The organism is Mycobacterium sp. E2497, from assembly GCF_001668695.1.
GTDB lineage: Bacteria > Actinomycetota > Actinomycetes > Mycobacteriales > Mycobacteriaceae > Mycobacterium.
This window is the reverse complement of the sequence record NZ_LZKD01000184.1, coordinates 41,476-62,413: the sequence shown is the minus strand read 5'-3', so window position 1 is coordinate 62,413 and position 20,938 is coordinate 41,476. Positions and strand designations below refer to the sequence as shown.

General features: G+C 69.6%; 22 protein-coding genes. 4 read left to right on the top strand and 18 right to left on the bottom strand.

The annotated features are described in order from the left end of the window. Positions 1-32: 32 nt before the first annotated feature. From ccsB to A5713_RS17360, 7 genes are read right to left on the bottom strand one after another with little or no spacing between them, the layout of a single operon-like run. The gene (ccsB, locus tag A5713_RS17390) at positions 33-1,010 is read right to left on the bottom strand and encodes a c-type cytochrome biogenesis protein CcsB (RefSeq protein WP_068097518.1); all 978 of its coding nucleotides are present in this window, start codon (positions 1,008-1,010) and stop codon (positions 33-35) included. Next, on the bottom strand, positions 1,007-2,596 hold the full coding sequence (locus A5713_RS17385; RefSeq protein WP_067917768.1) for a cytochrome c biogenesis protein ResB: 1,590 nt from the start codon (positions 2,594-2,596) through the stop codon (positions 1,007-1,009). The genes ccsB and A5713_RS17385 overlap by 4 nt, the downstream gene beginning before the upstream one ends. Positions 2,597-2,643: 47 nt before the next feature. Next, positions 2,644-3,423 carry a cytochrome c biogenesis CcdA family protein gene (locus A5713_RS17380; RefSeq protein WP_067917770.1) on the bottom strand — a complete coding sequence of 260 codons (780 nt, stop codon included), beginning with the start codon at positions 3,421-3,423 and terminating at the stop codon, positions 2,644-2,646. Further along, positions 3,420-4,007 (bottom strand): TlpA disulfide reductase family protein, encoded by a 588-nt coding sequence (locus tag A5713_RS17375; RefSeq protein WP_068097515.1) that lies wholly within the window; start codon positions 4,005-4,007, stop codon positions 3,420-3,422. Before A5713_RS17375 ends, A5713_RS17380 begins: the two co-directional genes overlap by 4 nt. Before the next feature lie 2 nt (positions 4,008-4,009). Further along, positions 4,010-4,618 (bottom strand): histidine phosphatase family protein, encoded by a 609-nt coding sequence (locus A5713_RS17370; RefSeq protein WP_067917774.1) that lies wholly within the window; start codon positions 4,616-4,618, stop codon positions 4,010-4,012. Next, the gene (gene hemL / locus A5713_RS17365) at positions 4,618-5,961 is read right to left on the bottom strand and encodes a glutamate-1-semialdehyde 2,1-aminomutase (protein ID WP_068097512.1); all 1,344 of its coding nucleotides are present in this window, start codon (positions 5,959-5,961) and stop codon (positions 4,618-4,620) included. Before hemL ends, A5713_RS17370 begins: the two co-directional genes overlap by 1 nt. A gap of 51 nt (positions 5,962-6,012) precedes the next feature. Beyond that, entirely contained in the window at positions 6,013-6,357 is a 345-nt protein-coding gene (locus A5713_RS17360) for a hypothetical protein (protein ID WP_068097508.1), read from the bottom strand. A 73-nt stretch (positions 6,358-6,430) separates the two neighbouring features. On the opposite strand from A5713_RS17360, the gene A5713_RS17355 reads away from it, so the two are divergent. Further along, positions 6,431-6,823 carry a nitroreductase family deazaflavin-dependent oxidoreductase gene (locus tag A5713_RS17355; protein ID WP_068097502.1) on the top strand — a complete coding sequence of 131 codons (393 nt, stop codon included), beginning with the start codon at positions 6,431-6,433 and terminating at the stop codon, positions 6,821-6,823. Positions 6,824-6,966: 143 nt separating this feature from the next. Then, positions 6,967-7,464 (top strand): STAS/SEC14 domain-containing protein, encoded by a 498-nt coding sequence (locus A5713_RS17350; RefSeq protein ID WP_068097501.1) that lies wholly within the window; start codon positions 6,967-6,969, stop codon positions 7,462-7,464. Here A5713_RS17350 and A5713_RS17345 read toward each other — a convergent pair. From A5713_RS17345 to A5713_RS17330, 4 genes are read right to left on the bottom strand one after another with little or no spacing between them, the layout of a single operon-like run. Continuing rightward, positions 7,433-8,818, bottom strand: coding sequence for an amino acid permease (locus A5713_RS17345; protein ID WP_068097500.1), 1,386 nt, complete (start codon positions 8,816-8,818; stop codon positions 7,433-7,435). The genes A5713_RS17350 and A5713_RS17345 overlap by 32 nt on opposite strands. Positions 8,819-8,841: 23 nt before the next feature. Next, the gene (locus A5713_RS17340; RefSeq protein WP_156751923.1) at positions 8,842-9,582 is read right to left on the bottom strand and encodes a class I SAM-dependent methyltransferase; all 741 of its coding nucleotides are present in this window, start codon (positions 9,580-9,582) and stop codon (positions 8,842-8,844) included. Positions 9,583-9,638: 56 nt separating this feature from the next. Beyond that, positions 9,639-10,994 (bottom strand): MFS transporter, encoded by a 1,356-nt coding sequence (locus A5713_RS17335; protein WP_067917786.1) that lies wholly within the window; start codon positions 10,992-10,994, stop codon positions 9,639-9,641. A 4-nt stretch (positions 10,995-10,998) separates the two neighbouring features. Beyond that, a complete protein-coding gene (locus A5713_RS17330) occupies positions 10,999-12,153 on the bottom strand; it encodes an LLM class flavin-dependent oxidoreductase (protein ID WP_068097496.1) in 1,155 nt (384 codons plus the stop codon). 417 nt (positions 12,154-12,570) lie between these two features. Here A5713_RS17330 and A5713_RS17325 point away from each other — a divergent pair, with 417 nt between their 5' ends. Then, positions 12,571-13,437 carry an alpha/beta hydrolase gene (locus A5713_RS17325; RefSeq protein ID WP_369804491.1) on the top strand — a complete coding sequence of 289 codons (867 nt, stop codon included), beginning with the start codon at positions 12,571-12,573 and terminating at the stop codon, positions 13,435-13,437. Between the two features lie 314 nt (positions 13,438-13,751). On the opposite strand, the gene A5713_RS17320 is transcribed toward A5713_RS17325, so the two are convergent. Both A5713_RS17320 and A5713_RS17315 read right to left on the bottom strand, forming a co-directional pair. Next, entirely contained in the window at positions 13,752-14,438 is a 687-nt protein-coding gene (locus A5713_RS17320; RefSeq protein WP_197509018.1) for a GDSL lipase, read from the bottom strand. Between the two features lie 91 nt (positions 14,439-14,529). Further along, a complete protein-coding gene (locus A5713_RS17315) occupies positions 14,530-15,768 on the bottom strand; it encodes an acyltransferase (RefSeq protein ID WP_067917813.1) in 1,239 nt (412 codons plus the stop codon). Between the two features lie 324 nt (positions 15,769-16,092). Between A5713_RS17315 and A5713_RS17310 the strand changes: the two genes are divergently transcribed. Then, a complete protein-coding gene (locus tag A5713_RS17310; RefSeq protein ID WP_068097487.1) occupies positions 16,093-16,509 on the top strand; it encodes an STAS domain-containing protein in 417 nt (138 codons plus the stop codon). Here A5713_RS17310 and A5713_RS17305 read toward each other — a convergent pair. From A5713_RS17305 to hemC, 5 genes are read right to left on the bottom strand one after another with little or no spacing between them, the layout of a single operon-like run. Then, on the bottom strand, positions 16,496-16,759 hold the full coding sequence (locus A5713_RS17305) for a hypothetical protein (protein WP_068097484.1): 264 nt from the start codon (positions 16,757-16,759) through the stop codon (positions 16,496-16,498). The two genes, A5713_RS17310 and A5713_RS17305, sit on opposite strands and share 14 nt — an antisense overlap. Then, complete coding sequence (locus tag A5713_RS17300; protein WP_068097481.1) at positions 16,756-17,322, bottom strand: DUF3093 domain-containing protein; 567 nt, start codon at positions 17,320-17,322, stop codon at positions 16,756-16,758. The genes A5713_RS17305 and A5713_RS17300 overlap by 4 nt, the downstream gene beginning before the upstream one ends. A gap of 1 nt (position 17,323) precedes the next feature. Further along, entirely contained in the window at positions 17,324-18,304 is a 981-nt protein-coding gene (gene hemB, locus A5713_RS17295; RefSeq protein WP_082973006.1) for a porphobilinogen synthase, read from the bottom strand. Continuing rightward, positions 18,304-19,965 (bottom strand): uroporphyrinogen-III synthase, encoded by a 1,662-nt coding sequence (locus tag A5713_RS17290; RefSeq protein WP_068097475.1) that lies wholly within the window; start codon positions 19,963-19,965, stop codon positions 18,304-18,306. Before A5713_RS17290 ends, hemB begins: the two co-directional genes overlap by 1 nt. Before the next feature lie 22 nt (positions 19,966-19,987). Next, positions 19,988-20,932, bottom strand: coding sequence for a hydroxymethylbilane synthase (gene hemC, locus A5713_RS17285; protein ID WP_067923558.1), 945 nt, complete (start codon positions 20,930-20,932; stop codon positions 19,988-19,990). Positions 20,933-20,938 lie beyond the last annotated feature (6 nt).

Sequence of the window (20,938 nt, the reverse complement as noted above, 5' to 3'; positions counted from 1 at the left end):
CTTGTTGTGTTACCCGGGTCGGTCGCTGGCGGTCACCCCACGCCCGCATACGAATGCAGGCCCACGGTGACCAGGTTAACGAAGAACAGATTGAAGACCATGGCCACGAACCCGGCGACGTTGATCCAGGCCGCCTTCCTGTCCCGCCATCCCGCCGTCGACCTGGCGTGCAGGTAGGCGGCGTAGATCACCCATGCGACGAAGGACACGGTCTCCTTGGGATCCCAGCCCCAGTACCGGCCCCAGGCCTCCTCGGCCCAGATCGCGCCGAAGATGACCCCGAAGCCGAACACCGGGAAGGCGAAGATCGTGGTCCGGTAGGCGACGCGGTCCAGCGTCTGCGCGTCGGGGAACCGCCGCAGCATCCGGGCCACGGCGCCGTCGGAGTCGTCGTCGCCCAGGCGTGAGGTCCGCAGCAGGAACAGGATGCTGGCGATGCCGGCGACCATGAACACCCCGGAACCCAGGCTGACCACCGACACGTGGATGGGCAGCCAATAGGACTGCAGCGCGGGCATCACCGGGGCGGCGTTGGTGTAGAGCCAGCGTCCGGAGACCGTCAGCAGGATCAGCACCGGCACCAGCAGGAAGACCCACAGCGGGCGATACTGCGGGCGGCGCAGCACGAACGCCCCGGCGAGCAGCCCGCACATGCAGGTCAGGTTGATGAACTCGTACATGTTGCCCCACGGCGCCCGCAGGGTGGCCAGGCCGCGCAGCACGATGCAGGCGAACAGCAGCCCGATACCGAGGTAGACGACGGCCAGCCCGGCCCGCCCGACACGCTCGTCCAGCGGCCGCCGGGGGGCGTCGTCCACGATGCCGGGGGTGAAGCCGTCGGAGGACACCGCGCCCGCCAGCACCCGCTCGCGCTGGTCGACGCGGCGGCCGCCCGCGTAGGCCAGCTCGAAGGCCAACAGCAGCAACGCGATGACCAGCGCCACGACGGCCGACGTGAACGCCCAGTCGGAGTACCGCGCCAAGCCGATGTTGACGTGCACCGTGTTCATTTGACGTCCACCTGAGAACTCCTTCCGGAGGCGGGGGGGTTGAGTAACTGCGCCGCGCCGGGCTCGCCCAGACCGTCCAGCACCCGCTCCGTCAACCGCTCGAACTCGTCGCCCCACCCGGAGTTGTCGGTGCGCGCGAGCCCGCCCAATTCGACGTTCACCGTACCGGCCGCCTCGCCACCCACCTCAGTGAGCCTGACCCACACCCGGCGGCGGCGCACCAGCAGCGATACCACCAGCCCGGCCATCATCGTGATGGCGAAGACCAGCACCCAGCTCTGCCCGGGATCGTGGGAGACCTGCAGGTTGACGAACGGCACCGCGCCGTCGAAGCGGACGACGGTGCCCGCCGCCGGCCCCTGGTCGATGCGCACCTCCTGCCCCGCGCGCAGGTTGACCCGCTTCTCCCTGGTCAGCCGGCCCTGCTGGATCAGCCGGGGATCCAGCGTGAACAGCGATTGCGGCCGCCCGGTGTCCAGCCCGGTGTCGCCCCGGTAGATGTCCACGGCCACAGCGGGGGCGTTGAGCGCCGGGAAGCGCGACGACAACAGCGTCCCGTCGAGCTGCTCGGTGGGCGCCAGCAGGCCCTGGATGGCGATCTCGTGCTGGCGGCGCTCGGCGGCGCCCGGGTAGCTGCCGGCGGGCGGGTCGATGCGCACCACCCCCGACGAGAGCAACGTCTGCGGGTTGTCGGGCCGCCATTGCACGGTCGACGTGCGGGTCTGCCCGCCCGGGAAGGTCACGGTGAACGTGGGCGCGTAGCCGTGGCCCTGCAGGTACACCCGGTCACCGCCGACGCGCAGCGGGTGGTTGACCTCCAGCAGGTAGTGCCGCCAGCTGTTGGCCGCCAGGTCCCGGCCCGCCTGGTAGTCGATGTCGGCGGCGAACGACGTGGCCTGCCCCGACGGCAGGTAGTGGGCCTGAAAGTCGTTGACGCGGATGCAGATCGGGTTCAGCGACGTGCCGTCGACGGTGTTGCCGGCCCGGAACGAGTCGAACGCGGCCGGCGAGGCCGAGCAGAAACCCGGCCCGGAGTCGGCGATGACGATGACGTTGCCCTCGTAGCCGAACAGCTTGCCGACGGCCACCGCGACCAGCAGGCCCAGCAGCGAGAAGTGGAACACGATGTTGCCGAACTCGCGCAGGTAACCCTTCTCGGCGGACACCTCGACGACTTCGCCCTCGTGCCGGATCGCCGTGCGCCAGCCGCGGAGCCGGCCGGTGATCGTGTTGGCCAGGGCGTTGAGCTCGTCGGCGTCGGCGTGGATCTGGGCGCTGGCGTGCTTGGGCAACCGGGCCAGGTTGCGCGGCGCGGCCACCGGGATGGCCCGCAGACTCCGGGCGTGCTCGATCATCCGCGGGGTCAGGCAGCCGACCAGCGAGACGAACAACAGCACGTAGACGGCGGTGAACCAGAAGCTGGAGAACACGTTGAACGCCTGCAGCCGGTCCAGCCACGGCCCGATCAGGGGGTGGGCTTTCAGGTAGTCGTCGACCTTCCCGGCGTTGAGGCTGCGCTGCGGCAGCAGCGCACCGGGGATCGCGCCCAGCGCGAGCAGGAACAGCAGCACCAGCGCGGTGCCCATCGAGGTCAACGCGCGCCAGGTGTTGCGCCCCCAGGCGAGTGCGCGCCTCAAATCGGCAGCCTCACGTCGGACACGAAGGCGTCGCGCAGCCAGGAGATGAAGTCGTTCCACACCCCGGTCACCAGCAGGGCACCGACCGTGATGAGCAGCGCGCCGCCGAAGATCTGGATGGCCCGGGTGTGGCGGCGCAGCCAGCCCAGGGCCCCCACGGCGCCCGCCGAACCGAGGGCCAGCAGCACGAACGGGATGCCCAGGCCCAGGCAGTAGGCGATCACCAGGACGATTCCGCGGGCCACGCTCGCGCCGTCGGTGGCCGAGGCCACGGTGATCACGCCGGCCAGCGTGGGCCCCAGGCACGGGGTCCAGCCCAACGCGAACACCGCGCCCAGCAGCGGCGCGCCGGCGACGGTGGTGAGCTGGCGCGGGCTGAACCTGGCCTGGCGCTGCAGGGCCGGGATGAGGCCGACGAAGGCCAGGCCCATGACGATCGTCAGCACGCCGCCGGCCCGCTGCAGCAGCAGCTGGTTGGTGATGAGTGTGGTCGTCATGCCGAGAACGGCGACCGTGCCCAGGACGAACACCGTGGTGAAGCCCGCGACGAACAGCGCGGCCGAGCCCGCGACCCGCCACCGCGCCGACGGCGGCGCCTTGACCTGGCCGGGTAGCGGCTGCTCGTCCACGCCGACCACGGCCGCCAGGTAGGACAGGTAGCCCGGCACCAGCGGCACCACACAGGGCGAGGCGAACGACACCAGACCGGCCAGCACGCACACACCCAGGGCCACCAGGAGCGGCCCGGCGGCGGCGATCTGGGTGAATCCGGTCACTCGCGGGCCACCTTCTGGACCACGGGCTGCAGGTCGGCGGCCAGCAGTTCGCGCAGGAACACGGCCGCGACCCGGTGCTGGCGGTCCAGCACGAGCGTCGACGGGATGACGGTGGTCGGGTACTTGCCGCCGAACGCGATCAGGGTGCGCATCGCCGGGTCGTAGATGGAGGGGAAGGTGACGTGGCGGTCGTTGACGAAGTCCAGCGCCGCCTGCCGGTTGCTGTCGCGCACGTCGATGCCGAGGAAGGACGCCCCGGCGTCGCGGGTGGCGTCGTACACCTGTTGCAGTTGGCTGACCTCGGCCCGGCACGGGCCGCACCACTGCCCCCAGATGTTGATGACGACGACCCGGCCGGCGAAGATCGGATCGTCCAGCGACAGCGGGTGGGCCGGGTCGGCCAGGTCCGGCCCGGACAGCGGACCGGGGTGGCCGCGGCCCGACGGCGGGTTGTAGTAGATGTCCGTCTTCCCGCCGGGCGAGACGAATTCGAAGGTGCCGCCCTGGGCCACGGCGTCGCGACCGGAAGAACAGCCGGTGACCAGGGTCGTCAGCACGACCCCGGCCATCGTCAGCCGCCGCATGATCAAGGCGCCGCCGGTTCGGCGTACTCGACGTCGACGAGCCGGTCGCCCTGGTACACCAGCGTGGTGATCGAGCACAGCCCACACTCCCGGCGACGCGGGTCGTGCCACAGCCGCCTGCCGGTCAGGTGCAGCCGCAGCGTCCACACCGGCAGTTGATGGCTGACGCACACCACCTCACTGCCGGCTCCGCGGGCGCGGGCCTTGTCCACCGCCGTGCTCATCCGCGCCGCGATCTCGGCGTACGGCTCGCCCCACGACGGGGTGAACGGGTTGCGCAGCTGCCACCAGAACCGCGGGTCGCGCCAGGCGCCGTCACCCGGGCCGACGCGGCGGCCCTCGAAGAAGTTGGCCGATTCGATCAGGTCGGGGTCGGTGTCCACGGCGACGCCGTGCTTGGCGGCGATGGGCGCGGCGGTCTCCTGGGCCCGCTGCAGCGGGGAGGCGACCACCGCGACGATGTCCCGGCCGGCCAGCGCGTCGGCGACCGCGGCCGCCTGTTCACGGCCCCGGTCGGACAGGTGGAATCCGGGCAGCCGGCCGTAGAGGACGCCGCTGGGGTTGTGCACCTCGCCGTGACGCACGACGTGGACCCGGGTCTGCTCGGCCATCAGGGTTTGTCCTCTCCGGCGGCCGCTTCGGCCGCCGCGCGGGCTGCGTTGGGCAGGGCGTCGGCGAGTTGGTCGAACGCCGCGTCGTCCAGCGCGGCGGAGACGAACCAGGCCTCGAAGGCGCTGCACGGCGGGTAGACGCCCGCGTCCAGCAGGGCGTGGAAGAACGGCGGGTAGCGCCAGGTCTGGCTGGCCCGCGCGGACGCGAAGTCCGTCACCGGCTCCTCGGAGAAGAACACGCTCAGCATGTTGCCGGCCCGCGAAAGCTGATGTGGCACAGCGGCGTTCGTCAACGCCTCGGTCAGCAGTGCGACCAGCCGGTCGGCGTTGGCGTCCAGAGCGGCGTAGACCCCGGAGTCGGCGGCGCGCAGTGTCGCCAGGCCGGCGGCCACCGCCACCGGGTTGCCGGACAACGTGCCGGCCTGATACACCGGCCCCAGCGGCGCCAGCCGCTCCATCACCTCGGCGCGCCCACCGAACGCGGCGGCGGGCAGCCCGCCGCTCATCACCTTGCCGAAGGTGAACAGGTCAGCCGCGACGGGATCGATTCCATACCAACCACTTCGGCTCACCCGGAACCCGGTCATCACCTCGTCGACGATCAGCAGCGCGCCGTGCTCGGCCGTGATCGCGCGCAGCCCGGCGTTGTAGCCCGGCGCGGGCGGGACGACGCCCATGTTGCCGGGGCTCGCCTCGGTGATCACCGCGGCGATCTGATCGCCGAATTCGGCGAACGTCTGCCGCACCGCGTCGATGTCGTTGTACGGCAGGACGATCGTGTCGGCCGCCGCCGCGCCGGTGACCCCGGGCGAGGACGGCAGGCCGAGCGTCGCCACCCCCGAACCCGCGTCGGCGAGCAGCGCGTCGACGTGGCCGTGGTAGCAGCCGGAGAACTTGACGAGCTTGGGCCTGCCGGTGAACCCGCGCGCCAGCCGGATCGCGCTCATGGTGGCCTCGGTGCCGGAGTTGACCAGCCGTATCCGTTCGACCGGCGGCACCCGCGCGATGATCTCGGCGGCCAGCTGGCTCTCCCCCGGCGTGGGCGCGCCGAACGAGAGGCCGTGGGTCGCCGCCTGGATGACCGCCTCGACGACCGCGGGGTGCGCGTGGCCGAGGATCATCGGCCCCCAGGAGCAGACCAGGTCGACGTAGCGGTTGCCGTCGGCGTCGGTGAGCCGGCAGCCCTGCGCCTCGGTGATGAAGCGCGGGGTCCCGCCCACCGCGGTGAACGCCCGCACCGGCGAGTTGACCCCGCCGGGGATGACGGCGCAGGCCTGCTGAAACAGCCGGGCCGACGCCGCCGTCGTCGCGGCGTGCGCGGTCGCCTGGTCACTGCTACCCATGACTACCAGTGTCCCAGCCTCCGCGGCCGGTTCAACTACAGGGTGTAGCAGTCAGCCTTCGCCTTGCCGGTCGGCTTCTTGCGCGGCCTGAAAGTTGCGGCGCGCGGCCTCGCGTTCTCGTTCCGCCGCGCGGCGGTGCTCGTCGACGTTGCCGAGGCCCTCGACGACCGCGAGCTCGTGGATTTCGGCGGCCCGTTCGTGCGCGGCGGCGGCCTCGTAGTGCCGGCGCAGTTCGCGGCGGTGAGCCTCCTGGTCGCGCTCGTGGGCGTGCTCGGCGCGGTCGGTGGCGCGCTCGACGTCTTGGGGGGTGATGGGCTTGCGGGCGGCGAGGTCTCGGCCCCGGCGCAGCCGCTCGTCGGCGCGCTGGCCCGCTTCGTTACCCGGCGAGTCGCTCATGTTAAGACACTAGACCCGAACGTCTCGAAAAGTTCGGTTGATGCCGGGCGGTGCAGGCGAGTTGGATGGCGGTATGCAGATGCCGCAGTCCCTCGCCCGGTTCAACCGTCACGTCACCAACCCGGTTCAGCGGCTGTGGGCCGGCTGGCTGCCTCCGTACGGGATCGTGGAGCACGTCGGCCGCCGCTCGGGCACGCATTACCGCACACCGGTGACGGTGTTCAGCGCCGACGTCGACGGCAAGCCCGGGGTGGCGATCATGCTGACTTACGGGCCCGACCGGGACTGGCTGAAGAACCTGACCGCCGCAGGAGGCGGGCGGATGCGCCGCAACGGCAAGGACTTCGGCATCGCCGACCCCCGGGTGGTCAGCAAGGCTGAAGCGGCGGAGCACGTGACGCGGGGCCGGGCGGTATTCGCCGGGCTGCCGTTCGAGGACGCGGTGCTGTTGACGATCACCGACTGAGGCGGCGACGCGGGTGTCACCGCCACCCAGCCGTCGGCCGCCAGACCTGGAGGGTGGACGCGGGATACGCCTCTTGCGCTAACCATATCCCTTTGCAATAGTTGCACTAGGCTAGTAATGCGGTTTCCCGAGAGGGGGTCGTCGTGCTGAAGGCTCTGCCCGGCATGCCGCCCGGCATTCAGGCGCTGGAGGCCGGGGGGACGGTCACCGCGGCAGATTACGAGCGGGTCTTCGCGCCGCTGGTCGATCGGGCGCGACGGACGGGAAGCCGGATGCGGCTGCTCTACCAGTTCGGCCCCGGCTTTCAACGCATCACAGCGGGAGCATTGTGGGCGGACACCCGACTCGGGTTGGACTACTTGCGACTGCTCGACGGCTGCGCTGTGGTGACCGATATCGGCTGGGTTCGGGCACCTAGCCGTGCCATCGGTAGGTGGATGCCCCTGCCGGTGCGGGTGTACGACAACGCCGAACGCGACGACGCGGTCCGATGGCTGGCGCTGCTACCCCGAGCCACCGCGGTGTCAGCCCTCGATAAGACCAAGGCGTTCTTCGGTGGAACGGCCGCCGCAGTGCTGAGCCTCGGCGAGTTTGTCGTCTCCGACGGCGTCACGAATCGACGCCGCCGCGTCCGCGAATAGCGGAGCGCTCCAGCGGGATTCGGCCGCACGCCCGGGCGGCGAAGTACAACCCGATGACCACCGCCCACGACAGCAGGCTCAGCCACAATTGGCTGCGCGCCGAGCGATCGAATGCCATCTGCACCAGCACGGCGGTGATTCCCGCGAGGGTGAGGATCGACAACACGGGAAAGAACCACATCTTCACCCGCAGCTTTTCGGCCGGGGTGCGGCGGCGCAGGACGATCTGCGACAGCGCGATGAGCCAGTAGACGAACAAGATGACGGCGCCGGACGAGTTGAGCAGGAAGAGGAACACGGTGTTGGGCGCGACACGCGCCATGACGACGCAACCGAACCCCACCGCCGAGGAGCACAGGATGGCGACGTGCGGAACGCCCCGCCCGCTCAACCTGACCAACCGCGCCGGGGCCTCTCGCCGGTCGGCGAGCACGAACAGCATGCGCGAGGCCGTATAGAGCCCGGAGTTCAGGCAGGACAGCACCGCGGTGAGCACCACGGCGTTCATCACCTGATCGGCGCCGCGCAGTCCGAGGTGTTTGAGCGCGGCCACGTACGGCGAGGCGCCGACTTCCACTGAGTCCCAGGGCAATATCACCACCAGCAGGAAGACCGAACCGACGAAGAAGACACCGATCCGTGTCACCACCGATCTCGTCGCCTTCTGCACCGCCAGCGCCGGATCCCGGCTTTCGGCGGCGGCCACGGTGACGATCTCGGCGCCGACCATCGAGAAGATCACCACCACGATGGCGGCGAACACCGCCCCGACACCCTTGGGGAAGAACCCGCCGTGCGAGGTCAGGTTGGCCAGTCCGCCGGCATGGCCCGGCACCAGACTCAGGACGAACGCCGTCCCGACGGCGAGAAAGAGCACGATCGTCGCGACTTTGATTCCGGCGAACCAGAATTCGAATTCGCCGAACGACGACACCGAGAACAGGTTGGTCAGCGTCATCAACACCATCAGGCACAACGACAGCAGCCACAGCGGCGCGTGGAACCAGTAGTTGAGGACCTTCGCGCCCGCGACCGCCTCGAAGCCGACCACGATCACCCAGAAGTACCAGTACAGCCAGGCGACCGAAAACCCCGCCCAGCCGCCCAGAGCCTTGGCGGCGTAATCCGCGAACGATCCGGTCGACGGGTCCGCGGCCGCCATCTCGCCCAGCATGCGCATCACGAGCACGATCAGCAGTCCGCACAGCGCGTACGTCAGGAACGCCGCGGGCCCGGTGTCCTTGATCACCACCCCGGAGCCCACGAACAGGCCGGCGCCGATGACCCCGCCGAGCGCGATCATGCAGAGTTGGCGCTGCGACAGCCCTTGGCGCAGTTGTCCAGTACCGGCCATGCTCCGACGGTGCCGTCGCGCGATCAGTCCAGGCGGGTGGCCACCACGGACCACACCGGCAGGTGCACCCGGTGGTCTTCCAGCAGCGGGTCGATCACACCCAGCCGGTGCACCAGCGGTCGCATCCGCTGCAGAATCTCGCCCTGCTGCTCGGAGGCGAACGTCTTCATGGCGTCGAACGTCTCCTTGAGGAAGCGGGCCTGGTAGGTGGTGCCGCCCAGGTAGTCGACGCGCCAGCCGTTGGTGCCGAAGACCCGCTCGAAGTTGTCGGCGGGTATGGCGGTCCACTGCAGGCCGTTGACGTTGTGGGGGCTGAACTCGAACATGTACAGGCGCGCCCCCGGCTTGGTGGCCCGGTGCAGCGCCTGCGCGTAGCGCGTCTGGACGGCCTCGTCGTTCAGGAAGATGTGATAGAAGGCGCTGTCCACCACGGTGTCGAACCGGCCCTCGAAGCCCTCGAGCTTGGTGGCGTCGGCCACCTGGAAGTCGACCTGAACGCCGGCCCGTTCGGCGTTGCGCTTCGCGAGCTCGATGGCCGAGGGCGAGTCGTCGATTCCGGTTGCCGAATACCCTTGCGCGGCAAAGTGAATGGCGTGATAGCCCGGACCAGTTCCCGGATCGAGCACCTCGCCGCGGACGCCGCCGTAGGCCACCAGCTGCTGCACCGCCGGCTGCGGGCCACCGATGTCCCAGGGGATCCGCCCGTCGAAAGGTGCCGCCTCGTCGTACAGCGGCTCGAAACCGGCGACGTTCGCGTCAGTCATTGCCTTCTCGCTTCCTCGCGGCTCCCCGACGGGAACGACAATAGTGCGAAGTCAGCTCAAAGGTGGAGGTCTTGCTCACGGATCAGCGCGGTGGCAAGCACGCTGATGACGGCCGTCGCCACCAGGTACCCACACGCCAGCCACGGCGCGCCGCCGAGGGCGGCGATGAGCGCAGTCATGATCATCGGGGTCACGCCGGAGGCGTAGATGCCCGAGAACTGGTAGACGAACGACAGACCGGTATAGCGGGAGCCGGTGGGATACAGCGACGAGTACAGCGTCCCCTGCGCCCCGTAGAACAGCGCGTGCACCACACCGAACACCACGATCAGCGCCACGCCGAACCAGACCAGGTTCCTGGTGCCGAACAACGCGAACGCGGGAAAAGCCGCAATGCCGTAGCAGGCGACACCGGCCAGATAGACCCGGCGGGCGCCGAACCGGTCGGCCAGCAACCCGGAGACGGGTATCAGCACCGCCATCAACAGGGCCGCGATGGTCACCACCACCAGCACCGACACCCGGTCGAAGCCCAGCGCCCCGGTGGCGTAGCTGATGGCGAAAACACCCCAGGTGTTGAAGGCCGATCCCTCGGCCCAGCGAGACAGCAAGCCCAACAGGGTGTTTCGGCGAGCTCGGGGTTCGCGGACGATCTCGCGGATGGGCACGCTGGCCGTGGCATCGAGGGGCCGCAGCTCCTGAAAAGCCCGGAAAGCCGGGGTCTCCTCCACCCGCAACCGGACCACGATGCCGATCACCACGAGCACCAGACTCAGCAGGAATCCGATCCGCCAACCTAAGGCCAGGAAGCGGGCCGGACCCAGGGCGATTTGCAGGAGCGCGAATATGCCTGTGCCCAAGGCCAATCCGAGCGCCAGACCGATCTGCGGGATGGCCCCGAAGCGGCCCCGCCGGCCTTCGGGACTGTGCTCGACCGCGAGCAGCACGGCGCCGGCCCACTCGCCGCCGAGGGCGAAACCCTGCAGGATCCGCAGCCCCAACAGCAGCAGCGGCGCCCACACCCCGATCTGGGCGGCGGTGGGCAACACCCCGATCAGCGCCGTGGCGACGCCCATGATGAGCATGGTCAGCGCCAGGCTGCGTTTGCGCCCGATCCGGTCCCCGATGTGCCCGAACACCAGGCCGCCCACCGGGCGCATGACGAACCCGACGGCGAACGTCGCGAACGCCAGCAGGGTCCCGACCAGAGAACTCTGGCCGGGAAAGAAGACCTTGTTGAACACCAGGCCCGCGGCGGTGGCGTAGAGGAAGAAGTCGTACCACTCCACGGTGGTGCCCAGCAGGCTCGCCGCGACGACCGTGCGCAGGCGCCGCCGTTGCTGCGCGACGGGCTCGGGGACCGTGAGGTTGGGGCCCGCGCCGATCGGCGGCGCGGGCAAGGTGGCGGCCATGGCCTTAGTGGGCCGAGGCGACCGCGAACGGCGTCGCCGTCACCGGGTGCGACTGACGGTTGGTCCGATTGGGGTGGCGCCACAGGCCCTTTCGCTCCAGCAACGGCAGGACGCCCTCGCCGAACCAATAGGCCTCTTCCAGGTGCGGATATCCCGACAGGATGAAGTGGGTGATGCCGAGGTTGGCGTACTCGGCCAACCGCTCGGCGACCTCGGCGTGCGACCCGACCAACGCGGTGCCCGCTCCCCCGCGCACCAGGCCCACGCCGGCCCACAGGTTGGGCCCGACCAGCAGCCGGCTGCTGCTGCCGCCGTGCAAGTCCAGCATGCGGCGCTGCCCCTCCGATTCGCTGCGGGCCAGGCTGGCCTGCACCCGCTCGACGTCGGCCGGGTCGACGGCGGCCAGCAACCGGTCGGCCTCGGCCCACGCCTGCTCGGAGGTGTCGCGGCTGATCACATGAATCCGCAGGCCGTACTGCAGGATCCGGCCGGCGTCCACGGCCAGCCCGCGGATCCAGTCCAGCTTCTGCGCCACCGCTTTGACCGGCTCCCCCCAGGTGAGATACACGTCGGAATGCTCGGCCGCGACGGGGCCGGCCGACGCCGACGATCCGCCGAAGAACACCGCCGGTACCGGATCGGGTGGGTTGTTCAGCTGCGCGCCCTCGACGTGAATGTGCTCGCCGGCGAAGGTGACCGGCTCCGACGACGTCCAGAGCCGGCGCACCACCTGCAGGAACTCGGCGGTGCGCGCGTACCGCGCCTCCTTGTCCAGGAGATCGCCGTAGGCCCGCTGCTCGTGCGGTTCGCCGCCGGTGACGACGTTGAGCAGCAGTCGCCCGTTCGAGTGCCGCTGGAAAGTCCCGGCCATCTGGGCGGCCAGGGTGGGGCTCAGCAGCCCCGGCCGGAAGGCGACGAGAAACTTCAGCGTCTCGGTGGCCTCGACCAGCATCGCCGTCGTCAACCAGGCGTCCTCACACCACAATCCGGTGGGCGTGAGCACCGCCTCGAAGCCGTTGTCTTCGGCGGCCGCGCAGATCTGGCGCAGGTACTTCAGCGTGGCCGGCCGGTCGCCGGACATCGGCGTGCCATGCCCGCCCGCCACCAGGTTCCGCGAATCGCCGTAGGTCGGCAGGAACCAATGGAACGCCAGAGTCATCCTCAATCCTCTTTCGGTCTACGACGCCAAGCACGAAAGCTCCATACTGCGAAAGTCCTGCCGGGTGCGCGAGGTTTGAAACCGTCGAGATTGCATCCCCACCCGGCGGCGGGTCGCCACGGCGGAAGGCGGTCGGCCGGCCCGAATCGGTGTCCGCGCCGCGACGTCGCGTTCGCACCGACTTCCATTGCCGCACAAGGGGATAGAAGCTTTTCAGACGGCCCCACCACACGACCGCCGCCCCACGGCGGTCGTATCACGATGCCGCAACTCGGCCACCAGACCCGCCCTCGAGCAGGTGCCCGGTGCACCGCAGGTAACCGGTTGGAGACCGACAGGTCACGCGAGATCACACAATGCTTCCAATTCGGCGTGGCTCGGGCGAGAATGCCCGGTCAGCGCGGCATCATTGCGATCATGCCTGACCTGACACGCCGGGCGGTGCTGCGGATGGGAGTCGGCACCGGCCTGGGAGCTGCTGGCGTGTTCGCCCTAAGTGCCCTGCTCGATCCGGTCAGGCCGCTCGCCGCGACGTTGCCGCAAGCGCCGGCCCCGTTCGAGCCGTCGGCGGCGAGCAGCAACCTACCCACGAAGCTGACCGGCTCGTTCGTCTCCGCCGCCCGCGGGGGCGTGAAGACGAATTACGTGATCGCGTTGCCGCCGGGCCAAACCGGGACGCTGCGCCCCGTGATAGCCCTGCACGGCAAGGACGGCGACGCCACCATGATGCTCGACTGCGGTGTCGAGAGGGGCCTGGCCCAACTGGTCAAGGAGGGCAAGCCGCCGTTCGCTGTCGTGGGAGTCGACGGCGGCAGCGATTCCTACTGGCACAAGCGGGCCGACGGCACCGACGCCGGCGCCATGGTGCTCGACGAGCTGTTGCCGATGCTTTCGACGATGGGCTTCGACACGTCTCGGGTGGGCTTCCTGGGGTGGTCGATGGGCGGATACGGGGCGCTGCACCTGGGCGCCAAGCTCGGGCCGGCGCGGACCGCGGGGATCTGCGCCATCAGCCCGGCGCTGTACACCTCGTTCGCCGAAACCGCCCCCCAGGCCTTCGACAGCGAAGACGACTGGGCGAAGAACACCGTGCTGGGCGTGCCGGCGTTGTCGCAGATTCCGTTGCGGGTGGATTGCGGCACCTTCGACCGGTTCTATTTCGCCACCCGGCAATTCGTGAACCAACTGAAAACGCCACCGGCGGGGAGCTTCTCGATGGGCGGCCACGACATCGGCTACTGGCGGGCGCAGTTGCCCGGCGAGCTCGCCTGGATGGCGACCTAGCGCAGACCGATGACCATCCGGCCGAGCCAACTCCGCACCCGCCAAGTCGAGCGGGCGGTGAAGCGGACCGGATTCCGACCCGGGATCAGCAGGGCCGCGCCCGGGCCGGTGCGTGCGCGGAAATGAACTTCCGGTGGCCGACGAACGTCATATCAGCGAAGGGTTTTGGGAGGTTGAGGGGATGACTCCGCTGCTGCTGGCCTGCATAGCGGCCGCCGCTCCGATCGCCGGGTTCGGCTTGCTGAACTTGCAAGCGCGTCTGGAGCGGTGGGACTACGAGCGGCACGCCGAGGACTGAACCGCCTGGACGCAGCTCAGGTCGACAGCTGCGTGCGGATCAGCGGCGCGATCTTGTCCGCCATGTATTGGTGCCCGGCATCGTTGGGGTGCACGCCGTCCGCCCCGATCAGATCGGGCCTGCCGACGAACCAGCGTTCGGCGATCGGGTCAACCCATGTCGCCCCCGCGGCCCCGGCCGCCGCGCCGAGCGCGTCGCGGATCTGCAGGATGGGCAGGGGGACGTCGGCCGTCGGCCACGGTGGCCCGATCACCAGGAACCTCGCGGACGGCGCCAGCCGGCGGGCCAAATCGAATGTGCTACGGGCCTTTTCACCGACCACATTAGGGTCGATGGGCTCGTCGTTGCGGGATCCGAAGAACACCACCAGCACGTCGTCGCCCTGGACGGCCCGGGCGGTCAGGTCCTCGAACACGCTGCCGTGGTCGCCGGGGATGCCATAGCCGGCCCTGCCCTCGGCGGCGACGTCGGCCGAGATCCGTTCGCCCCGCACGGCCAGCAAGTCCCAGGCGCGGGCGGGCCACGACCTGGGGCCCAGACCACCCTCGCCGGTGCCGGTGGTGTACGAGTCCCCGACGACGGCCACGTGGTTCAGCCGGAAATCCAGGGTCAAGGTGTCATAGGTGCGCACCTGAGCGGGGTATGCGATGCCGACGCCCACCAGAAACATCAGACCGATGACAAAGGTGGCCAGACGACTCACCACTACCTCCCCCGTCAACGGCATCGTCATGTGCCACCGCGTTTTCATCGATTATCCGCCCGCCGTCCGCGGCTGGGCGCTAAGACAACCGTCACACCGCGCGAGCCGAAACCGCTTCCAGCGAGCGGTCGATCGGATGAACCTTGCCGCTCGGCGGCTCATCGGGCTCGCTTCTCGCGGTGACGGCTTTGACGTCCACCATCCTGCGCATCCAGCGGCGGGCGGGCTCTTCGACGAAGTGATACATCGCGATCGAGATGACCACGGCAATCGCAAGCAGGCCAATGACATTCCATTTCCACGGATTGTCCTGCGGCCGCAGCTCGAACTGCTCCACCGACCAGCCCCACGCCGTGTGCACCAGTTCGTGAACCATGTACAGGCAGAACGAGATCTGCCCGCCATACACCATCAACCTGGTTGAGAGCACCCTGGGCAGGCTGCCGACGCCGATCGCCAGCGTGATCACCAAGGGAATGAACAGGATGTCGACCACCCCGCCGCTGTCGTTCTCCACGACGCCGGAGATGGGGTGCGCGTCGAACCAATAGAGGACGCCGACCATGGCGCCCAGCAGAAGCAGCGACAGGTAGCCGGCGACACGGCGGCCGCGATCGGTCAGCCGCAGCCTGCGCACCGCGGCGCAGGCCAGCGCGCCGGCGGTGAACTGGGTGACGATCCGCGGCAGCCAGCTCCACGGTGTGTAGAAGTGGCCGCTGGCCAGCAACATGATCACCGGCGGCAACGCCGCGGCGAACGCCAGCACCATCAGGCTCCGCGCCCGCGTCGCCTGCTTCATCCGCAGGATCACCAGCACCAGGAGGCCGAAGAGCAGGTAGGCCAGCCATTCGGCACTGATCGACCAGGCCGGTCCGTCCCAGCTCGAGTCGTCGAAGAACGGCACGAACCACAGCTGCACCAGCAGGATCTGGCGGACGTAGCTGATCGCGGTGAGCTGGCCGGCGTCCGGTGACGGCACGTGGCCGACGTGCAGGGTGAAGATCACCCACAGGGCGGCGAGGTGCAGGGTGACCAGGTACACCGGCCACACCCGGGCCAGCCGCAGCCACAGGAAGTGCAGGGTCGCGCGGGTGGACCATGACCGGCCCATCCGATCGAGATAGTTCCAGGTCAGGACGAACCCGCTGAGGATGAAAAACAGGTCGACGCCCTGGGCTCCGCAGTTGAGCACCGGCGCGAGGGCGTCGCGGAAATCGGGCCCCACGTCGCCCAGCATGGGCCGGAAGTGAAACAGCACCACCCACAGCGCCGCGACGATGCGCAGTCCCGTCAGGGCCTTGATCTCTCCCCTGATCTCTGCGCCGCGCACGATGCTCTTTCCGCCTGGGCTCCGCTGTTCCATTCGCCGTTAAGCTCGACTGACCGGGCGACCACGCGATTTTCTGCAAGCCCCCGCCTCGCAACCGGTAGCCATGGCAGCCTAGCAGCGCAATCGCCCCGATGCGCGGACGGTTGTGGTGTGGCATGCGGTCTTTCACCGGAAATCGAGGCGAGCCGACCTTTGCTCGAGCGGCGCCAAAACCGCCATGAAAATGGCTTCTTACCAAAACGTTAGTTGCGGCTTCCAGCCTCCTTAAGCTTGCGGTTTAGCGTCAGAAGGCACAGCGAACGGCACGGAGAATGAGGGGTGCCCATGACGATCGCCGACGTGCTGACGCAGGAGCAAAACGGCGTCTTTCGCTGCGAGGGCGCCCGGGTTCGGGCCCACCGCCGTCAGCTGGCGACGGTGGTGACCATTCGAGGTGAGATCGACGCCCTCAATGCCGACCAAGTGGGCGACCACATTCGGCGTTTCATCCTCGGCGAGGACCGTGTGGTGCTGGACATGGGCGACGTGAGCCAATTTGCTGAGGCGGGCATTTCGCTCTTGGAAACCTTCGACGAGGACTGCCGCGCCGCAGGGGTGCAGTGGACCTTGGTCGCGAGCCCCGCGGTCGCCGAATCATTGGGTGACGGCGCCACCTGCTCGGTGCACGAGGCGCTGCACGACGTGGCCGACGCCATCGCGAGGCGGCGCCGGATGGCCCTGTCGCTGGTCAGGACGTCTTGACGCGGCGCTCACGGCGCCACCTGGCGGTTCCGACCACCGCCAGCACCCCCGCGCTCGTCAGCAGCAGCAGGGTCAGCAAGAGCAGCTGAGGGTCATACACGACCGACGTGGTGAATGGCTGCCCGTCGGCGATGGGCGCCACCCCCACCGTGTGATGGGACCGCGACCAGCTCACCCCCGCGCCGATCAGCGCCGCGCAGGCCAGGACCAGTTCCAACAGGGCCCGGGAGCTCCGGTAGCGCGCGCTCACGGTGCGGCTCCGCCGTCGTCGTCACCTTCGGAGTCGGTGACATCGGCGGGTTCGACCCGCTCCTGAACCAGCGGGGTAAGCGCGGCGCGGAGCTCACGGTGCCGGCGCGCCCAGGCCTGGGCGTAGCGATCCCCGGTCAGCTTGAGGCCGATGCCGATCCGGCCGCGGGGCACCCCGACCAATTCGCCGAGCGCCCGCGCCGACTGCCACCGCGCCAGCTCCTTGCCGGACGCTTCGTGGTGCTCGGGTTCGGGATACACCCGCAGGATCTCGCGCACCAGGATCGTTTCGGTGCCCTGGCGCAGGGAGTCTTCGGTCAGCTCGACCGAGACGTGGATCCGCGCCGCCTTGACCTGCAACCCGACGAACCCCGACACCAGGACCAGAAAGATCACCGGGATCAGGAAGGACACCGGGGCGCCGCTCCAGACTTCGATCAGGATCATCGCGCCCGCCGCCACCGGGCCCCACAGCACCCAGATCCAGCTGGCGCCCGATTCGTAGAACAACCGCTTCCGTTCGGCGCCCCTCGCTGCAGTCTCGGAATTCACCGCCAGCCCCATTTCACGAAAGCCAACCGGCCGCGTCCGCGGCCCAGTAGGTCAGCACGATGTCGGCTCCGGCGCGGCGGATGCCGGTCAACGACTCCAGCGCCGCCGCACGCTCGTCGATCCAATTGTTCGCGGCCGCAGCGCAAATCATGGCGTACTCGCCCGAGACCTGGTAGGCGGCCACCGGCACCGGTGAGACGTCCGCCGCGGCGGCCACCACATCGAGGTAACTCATCGCGGGTTTGACCATGATCATGTCCGCACCCTCGTCCAGGTCCAGCCGGATCTCGCGGAGCGCCTCGCGAAAGTTGCCCGCCTCCTGCTGATAGGTGCGCCGGTCGCCGGACAGGCTGGAACTGACCGCCTCGCGGAACGGGCCGTAGAACGCCGAGGCGAACTTCGCGGCATACGCCAAGATCACCACGTCGGCGTAACCCGCGGCGTCCAGCCCGTCGCGGATCGCGGCCACCTGCCCGTCCATCATTCCGCTGGGCCCGACCACGTGCGCGCCCGATTCCGCCTGTGCCACAGCCAGTTTGACGTACCTGGCCAGCGTCGCGTCGTTATCCACCCTGCCCCTGGCGTCGAGGACACCGCAGTGGCCGTGGTCGGTGAACTCGTCGAGGCAGGTGTCGGCCATCAACACCGTCGCTTCGCCGAGATCCTTGGCCAGGTCCCGCAGGGCTAGATTGAGGATGCCGTCGGGGTCGGTGCCGGCCGACCCCGTCAGATCCTTGTCCTCGTCGCGTGGCACCCCGAACAGCATCAGCCCGCCCACCCCGGCGGTGACGGCATCGGCCGCGGCGCTGCGCAGTGAATCGCGGGTGTGCTGCACGACCCCGGGCATCGACGCGATCGGGCGCGGTTCGTCGATACCGTCGGCGACGAACATCGGCAGTACCAAATGCCTTGGCTCCAAAGATGTTTGCGCCACCAGACGACGCAACGCCGGGGTGGAGCGGAGCCGGCGCGGACGCTGCCGCGGGTAGGCCACTACCGCCTGCGGCTCTTCTTACGCGGCGGCGGCAGCGCGCCCTCGGCGCGCAACCGCGCGGCGTGTTCGGCCAACGCGTCGACCAGCGGGCCGACGGCGGCCGTTTCGGGCTGCACGTCCACCCGCAAGCCGAACTCGGCGGCGGTCTCGGCGGTCTTGGGACCGATACAGGCGATGATGGTCCGCGCGTGCGGCTTGCCGGCGATGCCGACCAGGTTGCGCACCGTGGAGCTGGAGGTGAAGCACACGGCGTCGAATCCGCCGGTCTTGATCATCTCCCGGGTCTCCGCCGGCGGCGGGGCGGCCCGCACCGTCCGGTAGGCGGTGACATCCTCGATCTCCCAACCGCGTTCGCGCAGGCCCTCGGCCAGCGTCTCGGTGGCGATGTCGGCGCGCGGCAGCAGCACCCGGTTCACCGGGTCGAAAATGCTGTCATACGGCGGGAAGTCGTCCAGCAGACCCAGCGACGACTGCTCACCGGCCGGCACCAGCTCGGGGCTGATGCCGAACGCGCGGACCCGGTCGGCGGTGGACTCGCCGACACAGGCGATCTTCACCCCCGAGAACGCCCGGGCGTCCAGACCGAACTCGCCGAATTTCTCCCACACCGCGCGCACCGCGTTGGTGGAGGTGAACACCACCCACTGGAACCGGCCGTCGACCAGGCCCTTGACGGCCCGCTCCATCTGCGCGGGGCTGCGCGGCGGCTCGACGGCGATGGTCGGCACCTCGATCGGCAGGGCGCCGTACGCCGTCAGCCGCTCGCTCATCTCGCCGGCCTGGTCCTTGGTGCGCGGCACCAACACGGTCCAGCCGTACAGCGCGCGGCTCTCCCACCAGTTCAGCTTCGCCCGGCTGGCCACGGTCTTGCCGATGGTCACCACCAGCGGCCCGGTCAATGGGCCCGCCGGATCGGTCCCGCCCAGCACGGCCGAATCGGTCAGGCCGCCCAAGGTGGTTTCGATCGACCGCTGCTGGCAGGTGGTGCCGTGCCCCGTCACCACGCACGGAGTGGTCTCGGCCAGCTCGTGCTCGATGAGGGTCCGCGCCGCGTCGGCCAGGTGCGACGTGGTGGCCTGCAGGATCAGCGGGCCCGGCGCCGCGGCCAAAGCGTCCCAGTCCACGTTTGGGTCGCGCACGTCGGCGACCGTGTGCGACGAGCCCAGCGGCAGCCCCGCATAGGTGGGCACGGCGCCCGTCGCCGCCAGGCCGGGCACGATCTCGAGGTGCAGGTGGCTTCGCGCGACGGCGTTCACCTCGGTGATGACCGCGTCGACCGTCAGCGGGTCGCCGGCCACCAGCCGCACCACGTCGGCGCCGGCACGAGCCTCGGCGGTCAGCGTCTTGGCCACCTCCGCCGGCTCGCCCAGCGCGGGACGGACGTCCGGGCCGGCCGATATCACCGCGGGTTGCTCGGCACCGCCCGAGGCGGCGTCGCCGTCGCCCGCCGTGGCGTCGGCGGGTGCCGCCGGGCCGGAAACCGGCGGCAGATCCTTGCCGATCAGCGCCAGCACCTGCTCCGGCACGTCGGGGTCGGTGAACACCAGCGCGGCGTTCGCCAATACCGTGGCGGCCCGGGTGGTCAACAGCCCGGGGTCGCCGGGACCGGAACCCACGTATGTGATGCGGCCGGGTCTCGGCTTACGCCCTCGCGTCGTCATTGTCGCTCCCAGTCATTCGCAATTAGTTTCCTCGTGCCGGGTCCTGCCGCGCCTCGGCCATGAGTTCTCGGGCGCCGAGTTCGAACAACTCCGCGGCGACCGAAATCCCCAGCTCCCGCGCCCGGTCGGCGGTGCCGATGCCGGACGCGCGGATCACGTCGGACCCGTCCAGCGCCGCCACGCAACCGCGCAGCGACAGCTCGTCGAAGACGCGGCCGTCCTCATCGATGGACTCGACCACCTCCGCGATCGCGCCCACCGGCGCGGAGCAACCCGCCTCCAGTTCGGCCAGCAGGGCTCGCTCCGCGGTGACCGACGCGCGCGTGTCGGCGTCGTCCAGTTCCGCCAGCACTGCCGCCAATTCATCACCGGCGCGGCATTCGACGGCGAGCGCGCCCTGAGCCGGTGCTGGCAACATCTGCACCGGCTCTAGCGTCTCGGTGACATCGTCGAGGCGACCGAGCCGGGCCAGTCCGGCCCGAGCCACCACGATCGCGTCAAGATCACCACTGCTTACCCTGTTCAACCTGGTATCTAGGTTGCCTCGTAGGGGGCGGATTTCCAAACCGAGACCCAGTGCTCTAAGCTGCGCGGCCCGCCGGGGGGACGACGTCCCGACCAGCGAACCCGGCGGCAACTCGCCCAGCACCAGCCCGTCGCGGGCCACCACCACGTCGCGGGGATCGTTGCGGGGCGGTATCGCCGCGATGGTGAACCGCGGGTCGTCCGCGGTGGGCAGGTCCTTGTGGGAGTGCACGGCGGCGTCCACCCGGCCGTCGCTCATGGCCTCGCGCAGCGCGGTGGTGAAGGCGCCCACACCCAGGGTCTCGATGGGGGCCGACGAGCGATCGCCGGCGGTGGTGATGATCACCAACTCCGCGGGGTGACCGTTGGCGATCAAGGCGTCCCTGACGACGCCGGCCTGGGTGGTGGCCAACAGACTGCCCCGGGTGCCTATCCGGATCACGTTCGC